This is a genomic window from Snodgrassella sp. CFCC 13594, assembly GCF_001590725.1.
Taxonomy (GTDB): domain Bacteria; phylum Pseudomonadota; class Gammaproteobacteria; order Burkholderiales; family Neisseriaceae; genus Snodgrassella.
Genome location: NZ_LQXR01000003.1, coordinates 12506 through 30405, shown reverse-complemented (window position 1 = coordinate 30405; position 17900 = coordinate 12506). Strand labels below are relative to the sequence as shown.

Below are 17900 nucleotides of genomic sequence, written 5' to 3'. Positions count from 1 at the left end.
GATTGACGCCACTGATTTTGACTCTACCGCACATAGTCAACCAAGCCCTGTTGTGGCATAATAGCGCGCCTGACTATATTCTCACTGATGGCAGATGTGCTCATGCAAAAAACTGGCCAAATTTTCATTGTTTCGGCGGCCTCTGGCACCGGCAAAACCACCTTGGTTTCGCGCCTACTGAGCCACCATACTGACATCAAAGTATCGATCTCACACACCACCCGCGCACCCCGAGAAGGTGAAGCAGACGGCGTTCATTACCATTTTGTTGATACTGGTGAATTTGAGCGTATGATTGCCGCCAGTGCCTTTCTGGAGCACGCCAATGTTTATGGCAATTACTACGGCACAAGCACATCTGGCTCGCTCATTTAACGCAACAAGGTTTCAACGTCATTCTGGAAATCGATATTCAAGGCGCTGAGCAGGTACGCCGCTTATTACCAGAAGCCACCAGCATTTTCATTTTGCCACCCACTTTTGCCATATTGGCAAAGCGACTCACCGGCCGTGGCACAGACAGCACCGAAGTGATACAAAAGCGCCTGGATAAGGCGCGCAATGAAATCGAGCAAGCCTATTTATTTGACTACGTGGTCATCAACGAAGACTTAGATAAAGCCGAAAATGATCTCATTCACATCATCCGTTCTCGCGGCCTGACTCAAAGCGCACAACAAGAAAGCATCATTCGCGTCTTGGCAGATGCCTGAAATTTAGCGACAATAAACCCATTCATTCTTACATTGGAACACAAACCATGGCTCGCATTACCGTAGAAGACTGTATCGGACGCATTCCCAATCACTTTGATCTCACCATGACCGCAGCCTTGCGCTCACGCCAATTAGCCAATGGTGCAACCCCCTTGGTTGAAGAAGACCACGACAAACCCACCGTTGTCGCATTGCGGGAAATCGCGGCTGGGCAAATTGGTGTTGAACTTTTAAATCAACAAAAATAATTTTTAGCCGCACACAGGTCGCCCATGTATCCAGCAAGCACAGCCTATCCCGCCCATGTAGCACAATGGCGGGAAGCCTTATTTGCACAAACAGGCTACCTGAAAAAAGAAGAGCGCTATGCTTTGTTAGAAACTGCTTGTGCGTATGTATCTCATCACGCACAAGCGAGCAATAAAGTCTCTTTGCTGATGCGTAGCTTTGCGCTGACCACCGCATTGGCGCAAGAGCAACACCGCGTTCATGCACTGGCCGGGGTATTGGTTCAAATCGCCATGGAAGATTTAGGCGAAACAGCAGATGCAGCACAACTGAAACCCTGCCTGGGCGACGTAGGCTTAGAAATCATGGCGCACATCAATACCGTGGGTGCCACCCATTTTGATGCGCAATTGGCTTTGTGTCATCAGCAAATCGAAGACACTTACAACGCCATTATTGAGCGTTCACGCCAACATCTGCTCAAAACCGCCTCCTATCTTAAAACCGAAGAGAAAAGCCTGCTCAACCAAGCGTGTGATTTCGGCATTGCCGCCCACCACGGTCAGTTTCGCAACAGCGGCGTACCCTACATTACGCACCCCATGGCTGTGGCTACTCAACTGGCTGAATGGCACATAGACGTGCAAGGCTTGTGCGCGGGCGTGCTGCACGACGTTATGGAAGACACGGGCACGGGCAAAATGCAAATTGCCAATGCTTTTGGCGAAACCATCGCCGACATGGTAGACGGTTTATCCAAACTGGAAAAACTGGAATATAACGACCAAGAAGAAGCCCAAGCGGAAAGCTTCCGCAAGCTGATTTTGGCAATGACCAAAGACATTCGCGTCATCATTGTTAAACTGTCCGATCGCCTGCATAACATGCGCACGCTGAGCGCAAAAAAACCAGAAAGTCGTCGTCGCATTGCGCAAGAAACCATGGAAATTTATGCGCAATTGGCCAATCGCATCGGCCTTAACCAGGTATACCGTGAGCTGCAGGACTTATCATTCAAACACTTACATCCCGAACGCTATCGGGTATTGGAAAAAGCTCTGCAAGCCTCTCGTCGTAACCGTCGAGATGTGGTCGGTAAAGTTTTAAGGGCATTTAGTCAGCGCCTAGTGGGCGCCAATATTGAAGCTCAAATTAAAGGGCGCGAAAAAAACCTATTCAGCATTTACCAAAAAATGCGTGCCAAAAATCTGCATTTTGCGGAAGTGATGGATATTTATGCTTTTCGTGTGATCGTCAATAACATTCCGGCTTGCTATGCGGCTCTGGGTGCTTTGCACAATCTCTATAAACCCAAACCAGGCAAAATCAAAGACTATATTGCCATCCCCAAAAACAATGGCTATCAGTCTTTACACACCACCTTGGTCGGCCCTTACGGCCTACCTATTGAAGTGCAAATTCGCACTCATGAAATGGACGCCATTGCCGAAGGCGGCATAGCCAGCCATTGGATGTACAAATCTGGCGAGCAGAGCAGTTTCGACCAAGCACAAATGCGCACCCACCAATGGTTGCAAACCATATTGGATTTACAAGCAGAAAGCGACAATGCGCTGGAGTTTCTGGAGCATGTTAAAGTCGACTTATTTCCCAACGAAGTCTATATTTTCACGCCCAAGGGCAAAATCATGGTGTTGCCTGAAGGTGCCACCCCCATTGATTTCGCCTATGCGGTGCACACCGATATCGGCAACCGAACCGTGGCCACGCGCATCAATCAAAATATGATGCCTTTGCGTACCAAATTGCGCACTGGTGACACGGTAGAAATCATCACCTCTGAAAAAGCGCGGCCCAATCCTGCTTGGTTGAGTTTTGCGGTATCCAGCCGCGCCCGCAGCGCCATTCGCAATCAGATTAAAAACATGAATCGCGCCGATGCGGTTAAACTGGGTGAGAGCCTGCTGCACAAAGCATTATCGAGCCTATTGCCGGAAAATGTATTGCTGTCTGAAAGCTTAAAAGAGAAGTATCTAGCCGATTTAGCCAATAAAAATACTGCCTTTGAAGACGTTCTTTATGACGTAGGTATGGGTCGACTACAGCCCATTGCCGTAGCCATGCACATCGCTGATTTAGCAGGAGAGCATTTTGGCGGCACAGTCAAACTATCCCCCATCAAAATTTCCGGTAACGAGACGGGGCGCATCCACTTAGCCAAATGCTGCAACCCGATTCCGGGCGACACCATCAAGGCACTGTTGATCAAAGACCAAGGCATCATCATTCACCGCGATAACTGCAGCAACATTCTGAAAGCGGATCCTGACAACCAACTTGATGCCAGCTGGGATGATTTCCAACAAAACACTTACCATGTCAGCCTGCACGTTGCTGCCCAGGATTCACACGGACTATTGGTATTGATGGCGCAAGCCATTTCTGCCAACGAAGCCGACATCGAATCGGTAGAAACTCCGTCAAAAAAACAAGAAGGCACCGACGGCTTCATCGAATTTCGCTTTGCTTTACAAGTCAAAAATTTGGAACAACTTACCAAAATCATCCGAGCATTGCATTCCATTCCTCAAATTCGTCGCGTCAACCGGCTCTAATCCCCACTCTGGATTGCTCATTGTACAAAAAATAGCACGCCTAGAACTTGATTGGATTGATTAATCCAATCAGCATGCAAGGCTTGCATGAGCAACAGATGGCTTGACAAATAACCTAAAAAACAAGACAATTCCTAACCTTTTTGAAAGGCCGTGGTTTTTTACGGCTAAATATTAATCATCATTACAGCAGTGCACCTTAGGAGGTGATGTTTTTCGGGTTGGTACAGCACCTAATTTTAAGCCTGTATGTGCACACATCGTGCAATAGCTGCCCATTTTCAGGCAGCCTAGAAACCGAGAATCCATTCAATTTAGGAACAAATGCAATGCCTGCTATTCGTGTAAAAGAAAACGAACCCTTTGAAGTTGCCATGCGCCGTTTTAAACGCGCCGTAGAAAAAACTGGTCTATTGACCGAATTGCGTGCCCGTGAAGCTTACGAAAAACCAACGACTGAACGCAAACGCAAAAAGGCAGCCGCAGTAAAACGCCTGCAGAAACGCCTGCGCAGCCAACAATTGCCACCAAAATTGTACTAATTTTATTTTGGTGCGGCAGCTTTTGGGTTGCCTGAAATAACTGGAATACCGCAGGCCTTGCTTGCGGTATTTGCCTTTATCTGTTGCATTATTGATTGAAGAAGTCTGTCATGAATCTCAAACAACGATTACAAGACGACATGAAAACTGCCATGCGCAGCCACGATGCCGAAGCCTTATCCACCATTCGCATGGCCTTAGCGGCCATCAAGCAGGTTGAAGTTGATGAACGAGTGGAAGTCGATGACGAGCGTTTCATTGCCATCGTGACCAAAATGGTGAAGCAACGTAAAGAATCCGTGCACATGTACGAAGAAGGCCACCGCCACGACTTGGCACAAAAAGAACAGGCCGAAATCAACTTACTGCAAAAATACCTGCCTGAAATGATGGGCCCAGAAGCATTGACCGCAGCAGTTCAAGCCGCTATTGCCGCCACCGGCGCCAGCAAAATGAGCGATATGGGCAAAGTCATGGGCGTCCTCAAAACCGAGTTGGCTGGCAAAGCCGATATGGGTGATGTCAGCAAAACCTTAAAACAGCTTCTAAGCGCCTAAGCCAAATGGCTGCCTGAAAACAGGACACCCATGATACCCAGCGAATTCATCGACGAACTGCTCAACAAAATCGACATTGTTGATGTGATTGATGAATTCGTGCCACTGAAAAAAGGTGGCCAGAATTACATGGCTTGTTGCCCGTTTCATAAAGAAAAATCACCGTCTTTTTCAGTGAGCCCCAGTAAACAGTTTTACCATTGTTTCGGTTGTGGTGCCCATGGCTCCGCAGTAGGCTTTGTGATGGAATATCAAGGTCTGAGCTTTGTTGAAGCGGTGCAATTTTTGGCTGACCGCGTGGGCATGGTGGTGCCTAAATCCGCCACCTCCGCCAACCCAGCAGCCAGCAAAGCACGCAAGCAACAGCAGCAAACTTTAGAAGAAACTACCACTGCCGCAGCGACATTTTATCAACATCAGCTACAAGGCTCTGCGCGTGCACAAGCCTATCTGCAACAACGCGGCCTCAACGATAACATTATCACTCGTTATGGGCTGGGTTATGCCCTGATGATTGGCAAGCGCTGGCCAAAGTCTTCCAGCCCTACCCCAGCAATGCCTTGGTGCAAAGCGGCATGGTCATCGCCAAAGACGACAAACACTACGACCGTTTCCGTGATCGTATTATGTTTCCTATTCGAGATACGCGTGGACAGATTATTGGCTTTGGTGGGCGCATCCTCGACAAAGGCGAACCCAAATATTTAAACTCGCCTGAAACACCTTTGTTTGACAAAGGCCGCCATCTATACGGCCTACATGAAGCACGTACAGGCATCAAAGAAGCAGCTCGGGTATTGGTGGTTGAAGGCTACATGGACGTGGTGGCTTTGGCGCAATTTGGCATTGAATATGCGGTAGCTGCTTTGGGCACGGCAACCACTGCTGATCACATCAAATTATTGATGCGCCAAAGTGATGACATTTATTTTTGCTTTGATGGCGATTCAGCCGGGCGCAAAGCAGCTTGGCGCGCATTGGAAAATGCCCTGCCCCAGCTCAAAGACGACAAAAGCCTGCATTTTTTATTTCTACCTGCGGAACACGATCCTGACAGTTATGTTCGAGCCAAGGGCGCGCCCGCATTTGAAGATGCATTGATTCATCAAAGCCAGCCCTTGTCTGCCTATTTCTGGCAAGCCTTAAGTCAGAACTTAAATCTGGCCACCCAAGAAGGCAAAGCTGAATTGATTAAAACCAGCAGCCCATTATTGGCACAAATCAAGGCACCGGCACTGGCATATTTGTTACGCCAACGCTTGAGCCAAATGGTGGGTATTGACGAACACAATCTAGCCCAATTGTTGGGCCAAGAAACACCCAAACGCCACATTCAACAAAAACGTTATCAGCTCCCTGTGCAAACCTTCAGGCAGCCTGAAATGATGAGTTTGGTACAGCAACAAATACGTGCCCTATTGATAAATCCACAATGGGCCGTATATATAGATTTGCCCGAATATTTAGACCTGCACGGCGATGATGCATGCCTCGCTGCGCTGGTTGAGCGTATTCAAGCCTCCATCACACCTTTAAACAGTGGTGCGGTGTTGGAACTGATGCGCAATACTGAATTTGAACCCATCATCCAGCATATTTTCGAACATGCTATGGCATCGCCGGATATTTTGCAGTCTGACAATGAAGAAGACTGCGCCACGTTCAAAGCAGGCATGCAAAAACTATGGGATAACCTCAAACTGAGACAGCTTGATGCGTTGAAACGCAAATCGCGTGAACACCCGCTCACCGATGAAGAAAATCAATTGCTGCGCTCTTTGTTGAGCTCATCCAAACAGACGCCAAATCAATAAAGGCGCACCGATTAATCCAGTTTGGGCTGCCTGAAAACAGCCGGAAACAGAGTGCAATATATGGCCAATCAAAACCCCAAAAAAACCGACTACGAAGCCGATGATGACTCGGCCGACAATCGCCCACTCACCATCGAAGAACAGCGGGCACGCTTGCGCCAGTTGATTATCATTGGCAAAGATCGCGGTTACATCACCTATGCGGAAATCAACGATGCTCTGCCTGATGACATGTCCGATGCGGAGCAAATTGACAACATCGTGGCCATGATTTCAGGCTTAGGGATACAGGTTACGGAAGAAGCACCCGATGCCGAAGCCTTGCTGATGGGCGATAACACTGCCAACATGACGGATGATGATGCGGTAGCCGAAGCCGAAGCCGCCTTGTCAAGTGCGGACAATGAGTTTGGCCGTACCACCGACCCCGTTCGCATGTATATGCGTGAAATGGGTCAAGTCGATCTGCTCACGCGCGAAGATGAAATCATCATCGCCAAAAAAATTGAACATGCTTTACGCAACATGATCCAAGCTATTGCGGCTTGTCCTGGCTCAGTGGCCGAAATTTTGACCTTAATTGAACGCATCCGCAAAGAAGAAATTAAAGTGGATGACGTGGTTGAAGCCATTGTTGACCCACACGAAGAATTAATGGATGCACTGGGTATCGGTGTTGAAGCAGCCGAAGCCGAAAACAGCAATGAAGGCGATGACGATACCGAGATAGACAGTGAAGATGATGCAGAAGAAGACGATGAAGAAAGCGCTGCTTTGGCCGCTTCAGCCAATTTAGAAGAGCTGAAACGAAAAACTTTGGAGCACTTTGATGGCATACAAGTACTTTATGAAAAAATGGTGGCCATCCTACACAAAAAAGATACTTCAGATGCCAAATATTTAGACTTGCGTACACAAATTGCCGATGAACTGCTCAAAGTGCGTTTTACCACACGCCAAATCGAAAGCCTCTGCGATAGCCTGCGCATGCGCGTAAGCCAAGTGCGTCAATTGGAACGTGAAATCCGTGACATCGCATTGAACCGTGTCCACATGGATCGCGATTATTTCATCAATAGCTTTTTGAACAATCCCACTGACGTTACTTGGGTAGAGCGAGAATTGGCATTGAACCGGGTATGGAACGAAGCTTTAAACCGCTTCCAATACGCTATTGTGGAAAAACAAAACCAGCTGGCCAACTTAGAACACGAAACCCAAGTTTCTATTGATGAACTCAAACAAATCAACAAGAACATGGTGAAAAGCGAGCATGAAACGGCTGCCGCCAAGCAAGAAATGATTCAAGCCAACTTGCGTTTGGTAATTTCCATTGCCAAAAAATACACCAACCGAGGTTTGCAATTCTTGGATTTAATCCAAGAAGGCAACATCGGCCTGATGAAGGCAGTGGATAAATTCGAATACCGCCGTGGCTATAAATTTTCTACCTATGCTACTTGGTGGATACGCCAAGCCATTACCCGCTCTATCGCAGACCAAGCTCGCACCATTCGCATTCCGGTGCACATGATTGAAACCATCAACAAAATGAACCGTATTTCGCGCCAATACTTGCAAGAAAATGGGGAAGACCCAGATTCAGCGAAATTGGCCGAACTGATGGAGATGCCGGAAGACAAAATCCGGAAAATCATGAAAATCGCCAAAGAACCTATCTCCATGGAAACCCCCATTGGCGATGATGATGATTCACACTTGGGCGATTTCATCGAAGATGCCAACAATGTAGCCCCTTCCGATGCCGCAATGTATTCCAGTTTGCGTGAAGTCACCAAAGATGTATTGGAAAGCCTAACACCACGTGAAGCAAAGGTCTTACGCATGCGCTTTGGTATTGATATGAATACGGATCACACTTTGGAAGAAGTGGGTAAACAGTTTGACGTGACACGTGAACGCATTCGTCAGATTGAGGCGAAGGCTCTGCGTAAGCTTCGTCACCCCACCCGCTCAGATAGACTGAAAAGCTTCCTTGATAATGATGAAAACAAGCAGTAAACCTTGTCAGTAATAGCATAGACGGCTACAATAGCCGTCTTTCGCGGGCCTGTAGCTCAGGGGTTAGAGCAGGGGACTCATAATCCCTTGGTCGTCGGTTCGAAACCGACCGGGCCCACCAAAAAACCTATTAATATTAAAGTTTTACATTTACCCATGTAACACTTATTTTTACTGTGCCAGAATTGTGACACAGTTCTTTTACTTTTTGATTTAAGAGTAACGCGTGTTCTCTTAAATGATCAACGGCCATGAGAAAGAGCAGCCCAAAAAGCATGATGAAAACCGCTACGGTGAAAGTCATTAAAACCGCTTCAGTAAAATTGTTGCCTTCTGGCTTCTTCATCGCACATTGTCCTTTGTTGGTCCGCTTTACAGGCACAACCAAAATAGATAAGATTACTCACGTCGGGTTTTTTACCAATTGCCCTGACAATCATTTGAAAAACGTCCTGTTACAGCAGGGCGTTTTTTCATGGCACGTAAAGTTCGGTTGATTTTGGCCATCAACGTCGCTCGTGCCACCTGCTTCAATTCCTAGCCGCGCTCAGTGCGTCGAATCTGAACCTGAGCAAATTTATTTTGGTTCAGAATTGCATTAATTGAGGCATTCAGGCTTTCCACTTCATCAAACTGTTTTACATAACACATAAGAATCTCCTTTTTTGGATATAAAGAACCCGCTTCAGATGATGAAGCGGGCTGGTTCGGTGAATCTGATTATTAATTATTTGTCGTAATGATAGCGGCAGGCATATATCGTCAACATATCGTCGTCAACCGAATAAATTAAACGGTGCTCTCTGTCTATGCGGCGAGACCACAAACCACTTTTCTGATGCCTCAATGGCTCAGGCTTACCTATTCCTTGTGGGTGATTTTGTTTAATGTCTGTCACAAGGACTTTAATGCGATCGACTTTTCTCTTGTCATGCTTTACCCAATAATTGAAATCTTCAGCCGCAGTTTCCGTGAATCGGTGATCCATATCAGCTACAGCTCAATATCGACAAAACGATTTTCTTCCGCATCCTTCAATGATCGTTCCAAATGACGGGCATTATTGGGGTTGCTAAAAAGGTATAACGATTCCTGTATGGAGTCATATTCCTCTTCAGACATCAGAACACAGTTTTCACCATTTCGGCGTGTGATGTGTGCAGTAATTTTGTCGTTGCATACATCAGTCATGACTTGAGCTAAATTTTCCCTAGCATTGGTATATGAGATGACCTTGTCCATAACATCCTCCTTATATTTTAATTATTGTACAGTAAATATGTACATGTACAAACATGGTTATTTCATGCTCGTAAATAGGCGAGAAAGCAGCCCATGCTAAGATTTGGTTACCACACCTAAATCATGCATTAAAGGCGCTTTCCTGTTGGGTAGAGTTTTAATCCATCATTTGGAGGTAATGGTTATGCACATGAAGCAGCCTCGGCGCTTTTTGAGTACTTGTTTATAAAAAAATCTGCCCGTTGAATTGACACTTATGTTGAAGATACCAATAAAAACCTCAGAATTTATTTGAAAAATTAGGAACATGTCATACTAAAAAGCGATTGGTTGCATTCAAAAGACGCATGTAAGACATTAAATTCGGAGACATCAATGCGATCGATATTTTAATTTACGCAATCAAAATAATGTCTAAAAACAAAATAAACGTATTAATTTCCAATGTATTTTAATAGTACTTTATCAACATATTGATTTTCTTGGTCTTTCATTTCACTAATAAATTCATCTGGCAGCTTTCCGTTGTCGGGAAAATCCATTCTTAAAAGCGCAGGTAAAAATGTCTCTAAATTTGAATTATTTTTATTAGATCTCAGTGCTTTGTCGAGCTCGAACCAAATTGTAGCACCTTGGTTGTAGGATAAATCTAAGGCATTAGGACGATCTGAAGAGAATAATTTTTCAACTTCAGGCATAGAGTGGGTAATTATTTTTGCAGGTCTAATGAATAATTTTACTAGTTCTTGTGCCTGTTGATCATTGGGCAATGCTTCTGCTAAAGATCTTAACCCATAATACTGGGCCAAGCTTTCATTCACCCAACTGGGCAAAGAATTTAAGCCATGCCTTTTAATTTCAACTAGTTGGTGGAATTGCTCACGAGATAATATCATTAAAGTTTGAGCACGATTCTTATGCTCAATCAATTTATTCGAGCTGACTAAATAATTTGCGATAAAGCTCTTATCACCCGCGGCACCGCCAGCATAACCATGCTTTGCATCCACACCAATCCATACAACCATTAATGAACGATTATTCTGAGGAATGTCATCGTCAGGGAATAAAATTTTTGATAGATAGTTTAATGCTTTAGTATGAGCAGGAATCAAGCCTAACTGCGTTACATTCTTTATATCATCAGCAAAATATTTTACAAGAAACCCAGATGTATTTTTTTGTGCTCTATTTGCTTTACCCAAGACATAAAATTCTGGTGCAGCATTGGATGGAGGTACAAACTACAAATGACCTGAAGCCAAAGGGGTTCCGCCTACTAAAGGTAAAGACGGTAGTTTTGAATAAATGCGTCCAGGCTCATCTAGGTTGGCAATTCGTAAAAGTGATGTAGGCTCTGATAACAATATCCAATCTGGATTGGCAAAAGCAATACTTTTCTGCTCGGAAACGTCAGTAGTATTTTTTTTAACGGGCAAAACATGGACCAACCAACTAACTTGCCTACAGTCAGCTGGCGCGAGCCAATAACCTTTTTCTTTAGGTAATAATTTACCGTCACATTGCACCGAAGATATTTGTGGCTTTAAACCCCACTCTTCTCCACGGATATATAATTTGTATTGGGAGTCTAACTCTCTGGGGGGTAACTCAAGCATTAATTTGAGCGTATATTTATCCCTCTGGAAAGATTCAACAACATAATTTTCAGCCGCTTGAGCCAACGCCGAATGTAAACCAATGGATCCGAAGATTGCTAAGGCCATATATATTTTTTTGCTTGTAATATTCATAGTGGTTTTACTGCTTTTCACAAATTTCATTACCCAAAATTTTTAAAATAATTCTATTTTTTCAATGCAAAAAAAGCCCAAAAATAAAACCTAAACCAATTAATTAGTCTTAAAGCTATATGTTAAATAGAAAATCGCCAATACCGTAAAAACAATTTGCATGCTGTTCATCTGTTAACCCTCTCATATTTTTCTCTTATACATTAAAGCACTTTGTTCTTAACATCACTTAAGTATATTAACGACCAGGCTTAAAATCGCCTTGGATACAAAAATAGCCATTTTGAAATTTATTAGCCATGTACACCAGCAAATGTTCAACCTTGTGTACAAAATTATTGTATGCGGTTTAGGCTTAGCACAAGCAGTAAGTAAGAATCTCCCTCTTTTAACCACCAATCAATTTAAAAAATCAGCAATAACGCTGGTCATTTCACTCGTTTAACCCATCATCAAGTCCAAATTTGATGGGCTTAAAATTATTAAAATTTCAAATTTTTCATGAAATTAACTCAGATATTATTTTTATCACTGACAGTAACATTGAGTGCAATGTTAATCTTTGTTATTATATTTAATTGATTATTATTATCATTCGTCATGAAAAAATACACACACTTTTACGCTTTCTCCATTTTGTTTTTGTCGATTCAGGCAAGCTCGCACGGCATTCAACCGCAATTGCAAATCCAGAACCAATGGTACAACGGTGGCAACACAATCGGTGCTGGACTGATGATGCCTTATCAAACAAAACAAGGGAATGTCCCATACCTAGATGTCCGTTACTATCAAAACAACAATCAAGCTCATGCTGCTAGCCTAGGCTTGGGATATCGATATTCATTGGATGATACCCAGTTTGTCGGCATCAATGCCTATTTGGATTCCATTAAATCGCAAGGTAAAAAACATTATAGACAAGGCTCCATCGGAGCCGAATGGTTCTCTTCAAGATGGGAAGCCAATGCCAATTATTATTTCCCCGTTTCACACCGCACCAACATCCTGAATAGCGCAGATCTGGCTGAAATCAAAGACCAATACTTGGGGATTACTACCGTCACCGAACATGAGCGTCTAGGCCATGCGATGGACATCGAATTGGGTACTACTGTATGGCAGACGCCCAAGAGTAGTGGAAAATTCTACACTGGGGCATATTGGCAAGAGAAAGAAAATGAGCGAAATAACCATGGTGTGCGGCTACGTGGCGAATGGCGAATCAATAAAGCCGATTGGTTGCCTAAGAACACAGCGCTAGGATTGGGCATATATGGTGGTTATGACCGTGAAAAGCACACCCAATTGGGACTCCAGCTAAAATTAAATTTTGGCCCAGACAATACCCCATCCCAAGCCTTATACAAAGAGGTTAATCGGCAATTGGTTTTCAACCCACAACAGTATCAAACCAAAAAATTTGAACAGGCAAATAATTATGGCAAAGTTGCCGAATTCCAATTCGCAGCAAATAAAACAGTAAATGTGTCAGATCTAAACAATGCCATTGCAGAGCTGGGAAATAAAGGGGTGGCCTTATTCAGTGGTACTGGAGTAGTAGACAACAGCATTATCGTGCCCGATGGTCAAACCCTATTGGGCGGACAAGGCACGCTGCAACTCACAACCGCATCAGGTAAAACAGCAACATATCAATATGCAGCCTCTCCAGCCATCATACACAGCAGCTCAGATACGAATAGCGTCGTTAAAGTAGGCTCAAACACGGTTGTAGATACCATTGTATTGTCTGGTGGATTGTCAGGGATCAGTAATCTGCACACGCAAAGCCATAATATTACGCTGAATCATTTAGACATCAGCAAAACAGCTGGCGATGGTATCAAGCTGGATGGTGTGGACGGCATCCTAGTGAACAACACATCAGTACATGATTTATCAATCTGCGATAATAATACTGCTTGTGAGTACGCTGTGATGAGTGACCCCAATCGGGCCCCCAATGCTGCATTCAGCTCAGTTGGGTCGCATAATATTGAAATTAATCATTTCAATGCACAGAATGTCACTTATGGTATTTTTGTCGCCAGTAAAATCAATGATGACGGGGACGCCTATGATGTTGTGGCCAACAACATCAAGATTAATGATGTCAGCATCACCAATACACGACGTGAAGGTTTATTGTTGGTTGGTGTTGATAACGCACAAATCAATCATTACGCCATTGACAATAGTGAGCGAGTAACCAATGGATTGCGTGATATGGATCTAGTTGTTTTGCAAGGAAGCCATAACGTTGCTCTTTCAGACATTCAGCTCACTGGCGGCGTAAATGGTTTGATGATTGTCAATTCTCCAAGCTTACCTGCTTATGAAACCAACGATATTTCCGTTGTAGGTATGACCACATCCAACAACAACAACTCAGGCATATTCATAAACCCTGCTGCAAACATCCATTTGGAAAATGTGACCATTAACAACCCAGCGACAAGTGGTCTATTTCTTTATGGCAGTGACTATGAATTTCTGGGCGGTCCTGTCAAAAATTTGACGGTCAAAAATGTACTCGTCAATTCGCCCAAACAATCGACATTAACAGTATGGGGACCTGTGCAAAATTTGGATGGGGAAATTAAAGTTACCAACAGCAATCAATTGTGTAAAAGCATGCAGTGGATGGAAGGCAGTTTGGATCAAACCAACGGTAGCGTATTTAAAGTGAATGGTGAGACCATTAATGACTTTAGCCAATGCAGTATCTGATGCATTTGATGTTTTGGTATTCATAGATCAACCTAGAATTTAGATGAAGCGTATTAGTTATAAATACAACCTATATACATAAATAATGCGTTTCATCGTTAAAGTAATACTCACCTATTCTACTCGAAAATGACATGGATCGTACTGGCACGCCTAAAATAGAAACATAAAAAATATGTATTTATAAATAAATAATACATTAATATCAAATACTTAACTATAAATACTTGTCTTCTCTCCTGAAATAGCTCTGCCCCAAATTTCTTCATCAGACAATGTTGTTTGTATCAATTCAACAGGTATACCACCGTGATCAATCATCGCAACCAGGTAGTCATCGATAGGCTCATAAGGTCCTAAAATAACGCAATGACCAATAATAGACGCTTCAAGATCATTTACCTTATAAGCTAAATGCGGCTGTTCTTTAATCAGTGCAGGCAAAGGAGAAGATGGCGTATAACGATGCCATTGAACAGGTATAGGTCCAGATAAATCATCAGAAGTATACATACCTACTTTTGCTGAAAAACGTTCTCCGTTTCTTACTTCTTGAGTAGGAATACCTATATGGTGTAAGACATAAGAGACACCATCATTTTTTAGTGTATTCATGAGGCACTACCATCCTTGTCTGTCACAAATAATCATCATAAGACGCGTTTATTTATTTTTCTTGGCATCTTCATCGAGTTTCTTAAGATAGGCCATTTTGTCAGCAATCTTAATTTCCATTCCCCGTGGTAAATGGTATTTCTTGGCATGCGCATAATTGGCTATTGAGGAGTTAGACCTAACTTGGGATTGAGTCTAATCTTCCCAAGACAACTCAACTCATGTGCTATATTAAATACAGTGATTACCACATCTAGGCCCCCTTTTCTACTTCCACTGCCGAAATGAGCAGCACAGCAAAGGGGCCTATTCGCTTCTGCTTTATACGCCGTTGTTTCAAATATGGATCAAAAGTGTCCAGCTCTTGTGGCTTTGATATATGCCTTTAAAAGCAGCCTGACTTCCTAGTCTATTTTTCATTTTGCACGGGGTTGAATAGATAGAAATTAACTGGTCGATTGAACACTGCAGAAGTGGAACAAGCCAATTGAAACAAAAAATTATGCGTTTGATTTCAACGAAAAAACCAGTATATGATGGGTATTTCAGCTATTTAAGCAACCATAAAAGAAAAGATTTTCAGGCCAGTATTGAAGCCATGTTATAAACGCATGAGCTTGCTTATGATACTACACATGACCCTCATTGATTTGCCGTAACAACGCAACGGGATCAATTGCTTGCGTAATGGGACGGCCCATAACCAAATAACTGCTGCCTGCGGCTAACGCCATTTTCGGGGTCATAATACGGCGTTGGTCATCTTGATTGCTGGCCACATCCAATCGGATACCCGGCGTGATCAGCAAAAAATCCGAACCCAATTGCGCCCGCAGCAATGATGCTTCTTGTGCGGAACACACCACGCCATCTAATCCAGCCATCTGTGTTAACTTAGCCAGCCGTAGTACTTGTTCATCAACAGGTGTATCGCTGCCCAATTCCAGCAAATCTTCCTGCGTCATACTGGTTAACACCGTCACCCCAATCAACCATGGTCGATGGGCGTAAGCAGAGACTGCATCCACTGCCGCTTCCATCATGCGACGACCACCGCTGGCGTGCATATCCACCATCCACACACCCATTTCTGCGGCCACTTTGCATGCTGCAGCAACAGTATGCGGAATGTCATGGTATTTTAAGTCTAGAAAAACCTTAAATCCTTGATTAATAAGCTGCTCGGTAAGCTGCCGCCCCGTAGCGGTAAAAAGTTCTTTGCCAATTTTCAGCTGGCACAAAGTCGGATCGAGACGGCGCACAAACCGCAAAGTAGTATCTGCGTCGGCAAAATCCAACGCCACAATTACCGGTGTACGCTCTTGGAACACCACGCCATCACTCACTAAAGGATTCATTTTTGTTGTCCTAATTCCATGCACCCAATTCAGGTAGCCCATAACCCAATATGGCAATAGGTGTTATCTGAAATACAGTCTATAAATAATGCTTATTGATTAGAATATGAGATCTGGTTGATTACACCCATAAACCTGCCGCTCATGCACACACTGCCTTTTCAGGCAGCCTTGTCATACCTCAATGCGATTGGGTGTAAACGTTTCCCATTTATTACACGCAGGACAATGCCAGAAAAACACCTGCGACTTAAAATGACAATGTCGGCAACGGTACATGTATGATTTTTGCATTTGCCGCCCAATGACTGCGCGCATCATATCGACATCGCTGCGCCAAGCTGGATTTAACTCACTAATTTGCACCCCAAGCAAGCGATAAACCCCAGCCAAATCAGGTTTTCGGCGCACCAAATCAGTGATTGTCTCAGCGGCCTGCTGTTCCCCATCCAAAACAAGCGATTTTTCATAAATAACGTTGAGTAAATCCAATTGTGGAAATGTCTGCACATAGCCCACCAAAACCGCCAAGCCTTCTCGAGCCTTACCCAAGCCATCATAAGCATCGTACAAACGCTCACCCACCATGCTTAAATATTCGTGATTTTGTTTTTCGATGGCGCCAAATGATTCAACGGCTGCCTGAAAATCCTGCTGTTTCAACGCCGTCTCACCCAAAATCATATTGGCGCGGGTGCACTTTCGGTTCACCGCCAAAGCTTGGTGCGCATCCGCTTTGGCTTTATCAAAATCAGACTGATACAAAGCTGCTTGCGCCAATTCACAATAAAATTGGGCAATTTCAAATTGATATGTTTGATCACCAAAGCTCAGCTCTTGTGCCAAGGCAATGGCTTTTTCCCAGTCGCGATCTTGTTGATAAATATTCAACAAAATTTCACGAGCCGGCTTGCCTTTGCTGCTCTGAGCCAAGCCCACAAAAATTTGCTCAGCGCGATCCACTAAACCTGCTGCCTGAAAATCCTGGCCCAGCTCAAAAGAAACCTCATCATGGCGCTCACCCACTACATCCGGCGACGTTAATAATTTTTGATGCAGCGCAATGGCTTTATCATTTTCTCCCCGCTGACGATAGAGTTTTCCTAAAGTCAGATGCAACTCATAAGTACTTTGTTGGGCATCATTTTGCTGATCGACCACCTCGGCCAATGCCCGCACTGCCGAACCACTATTGCGCGATACCAATGCATCCAAACTTTTATAAAAACCAACCGGTACTGCCTTGGCTTGTTTTAATACTGCGCGCATATCCACGCGTGCTGCAAACCAACCCATGGCAAAGAAAACCGGCAACAAGAAAACCGGTGCCAACCACAACCAAAAATCACTGCTGTCCATATTCAGCCTTTATTGATACCCGGGTGCAGTTCTGCAGCAGGCGCTGCATGTTTGACAGCCACCACATCGGCATTATTGTCCACAGTTTGAACAGGTATATTTTTGGCCGTTTTCTTCACTTCAGCACGCAACCGGTTCACTTCATTTCTCAACGTCAGCAAACGGCCAAACATCGCCAATACCCCAAATACAGCACCCACCACAAAAAACAGCAGCAAGAGCGCAATCAGTGGCAGATCCCATGCTTGACCAGGTAAATAATTAAAAGCGATGGTTTGTGTATTGCTGACAGCCAACAAAATAAAAGCCAGCAAGATAATGATTTTGATTAAGGTGTAGATAATTTTCATAACGGCCCTTAAAGATAAAACAGCATTCCGATCG

General features: G+C 44.1%; 15 protein-coding genes, 1 tRNA gene and 2 pseudogenes. 9 read left to right on the top strand and 9 right to left on the bottom strand.

Annotated elements, in window-relative coordinates:
• Nucleotides 1-102: 102 nt before the first annotated feature.
• The 8 genes and pseudogenes from gmk (at nt 103) to A2F46_RS03155 (ending at nt 8576) form a co-directional block, all read left to right on the top strand.
• Nucleotides 103-713 (top strand): annotated as a pseudogene (gene gmk, locus A2F46_RS03190) (guanylate kinase).
• Nucleotides 714-760: 47 nt separating this feature from the next.
• A complete protein-coding gene (gene rpoZ, locus A2F46_RS03185; protein WP_066566558.1) occupies nt 761-964 on the top strand; it encodes a DNA-directed RNA polymerase subunit omega in 204 nt (67 codons plus the stop codon).
• Nucleotides 965-988: 24 nt separating this feature from the next.
• On the top strand, nt 989-3520 hold the full coding sequence (locus A2F46_RS03180; RefSeq protein WP_082783555.1) for a bifunctional (p)ppGpp synthetase/guanosine-3',5'-bis(diphosphate) 3'-pyrophosphohydrolase: 2532 nt from the start codon (nt 989-991) through the stop codon (nt 3518-3520).
• 329 nt (nt 3521-3849) lie between these two features.
• A complete protein-coding gene (gene rpsU, locus A2F46_RS03175; RefSeq protein WP_054600191.1) occupies nt 3850-4062 on the top strand; it encodes a 30S ribosomal protein S21 in 213 nt (70 codons plus the stop codon).
• Between the two features lie 110 nt (nt 4063-4172).
• Entirely contained in the window at nt 4173-4619 is a 447-nt protein-coding gene (locus tag A2F46_RS03170) for a GatB/YqeY domain-containing protein (RefSeq protein WP_066566555.1), read from the top strand.
• Between the two features lie 30 nt (nt 4620-4649).
• Nucleotides 4650-6433 (top strand): annotated as a pseudogene (gene dnaG / locus A2F46_RS03165) (DNA primase).
• A gap of 60 nt (nt 6434-6493) precedes the next feature.
• Nucleotides 6494-8455 (top strand): RNA polymerase sigma factor RpoD, encoded by a 1962-nt coding sequence (gene rpoD / locus A2F46_RS03160; protein ID WP_066566831.1) that lies wholly within the window; start codon nt 6494-6496, stop codon nt 8453-8455.
• Between the two features lie 45 nt (nt 8456-8500).
• Nucleotides 8501-8576 (top strand) — tRNA-Ile (locus A2F46_RS03155).
• Between the two features lie 15 nt (nt 8577-8591).
• Here A2F46_RS03155 and A2F46_RS03150 read toward each other — a convergent pair.
• From A2F46_RS03150 to A2F46_RS03130, 5 genes are all read right to left on the bottom strand, one after another.
• Entirely contained in the window at nt 8592-8801 is a 210-nt protein-coding gene (locus A2F46_RS03150) for a hypothetical protein (protein ID WP_066566552.1), read from the bottom strand.
• A 381-nt stretch (nt 8802-9182) separates the two neighbouring features.
• The gene (locus A2F46_RS03145; RefSeq protein WP_066566551.1) at nt 9183-9443 is read right to left on the bottom strand and encodes a Txe/YoeB family addiction module toxin; all 261 of its coding nucleotides are present in this window, start codon (nt 9441-9443) and stop codon (nt 9183-9185) included.
• A gap of 5 nt (nt 9444-9448) precedes the next feature.
• The gene (locus tag A2F46_RS03140) at nt 9449-9697 is read right to left on the bottom strand and encodes a type II toxin-antitoxin system Phd/YefM family antitoxin (RefSeq protein ID WP_066566548.1); all 249 of its coding nucleotides are present in this window, start codon (nt 9695-9697) and stop codon (nt 9449-9451) included.
• A 434-nt stretch (nt 9698-10131) separates the two neighbouring features.
• Nucleotides 10132-10902 carry a hypothetical protein gene (locus tag A2F46_RS03135; protein ID WP_066566547.1) on the bottom strand — a complete coding sequence of 257 codons (771 nt, stop codon included), beginning with the start codon at nt 10900-10902 and terminating at the stop codon, nt 10132-10134.
• 39 nt (nt 10903-10941) lie between these two features.
• On the bottom strand, nt 10942-11481 hold the full coding sequence (locus tag A2F46_RS03130; protein WP_066566546.1) for a hypothetical protein: 540 nt from the start codon (nt 11479-11481) through the stop codon (nt 10942-10944).
• A 570-nt stretch (nt 11482-12051) separates the two neighbouring features.
• Here A2F46_RS03130 and A2F46_RS03125 point away from each other — a divergent pair.
• Entirely contained in the window at nt 12052-14184 is a 2133-nt protein-coding gene (locus tag A2F46_RS03125) for an inverse autotransporter beta domain-containing protein (protein WP_066566544.1), read from the top strand.
• A 213-nt stretch (nt 14185-14397) separates the two neighbouring features.
• Here A2F46_RS03125 and A2F46_RS03120 read toward each other — a convergent pair whose 3' ends face one another.
• The 4 genes from A2F46_RS03120 to A2F46_RS03105 form a co-directional block, all read right to left on the bottom strand.
• On the bottom strand, nt 14398-14799 hold the full coding sequence (locus A2F46_RS03120) for a hypothetical protein (RefSeq protein ID WP_066566537.1): 402 nt from the start codon (nt 14797-14799) through the stop codon (nt 14398-14400).
• A gap of 629 nt (nt 14800-15428) precedes the next feature.
• Complete coding sequence (gene pyrF, locus A2F46_RS03115) at nt 15429-16157, bottom strand: orotidine-5'-phosphate decarboxylase (RefSeq protein WP_066566534.1); 729 nt, start codon at nt 16155-16157, stop codon at nt 15429-15431.
• Nucleotides 16158-16331: 174 nt separating this feature from the next.
• Nucleotides 16332-17516 (bottom strand): lipopolysaccharide assembly protein LapB, encoded by a 1185-nt coding sequence (gene lapB / locus A2F46_RS03110; RefSeq protein ID WP_066566531.1) that lies wholly within the window; start codon nt 17514-17516, stop codon nt 16332-16334.
• A gap of 2 nt (nt 17517-17518) precedes the next feature.
• The gene (locus A2F46_RS03105) at nt 17519-17866 is read right to left on the bottom strand and encodes a lipopolysaccharide assembly protein LapA domain-containing protein (RefSeq protein WP_082783560.1); all 348 of its coding nucleotides are present in this window, start codon (nt 17864-17866) and stop codon (nt 17519-17521) included.
• Between the last annotated feature and the right edge of the window lie 34 nt (nt 17867-17900).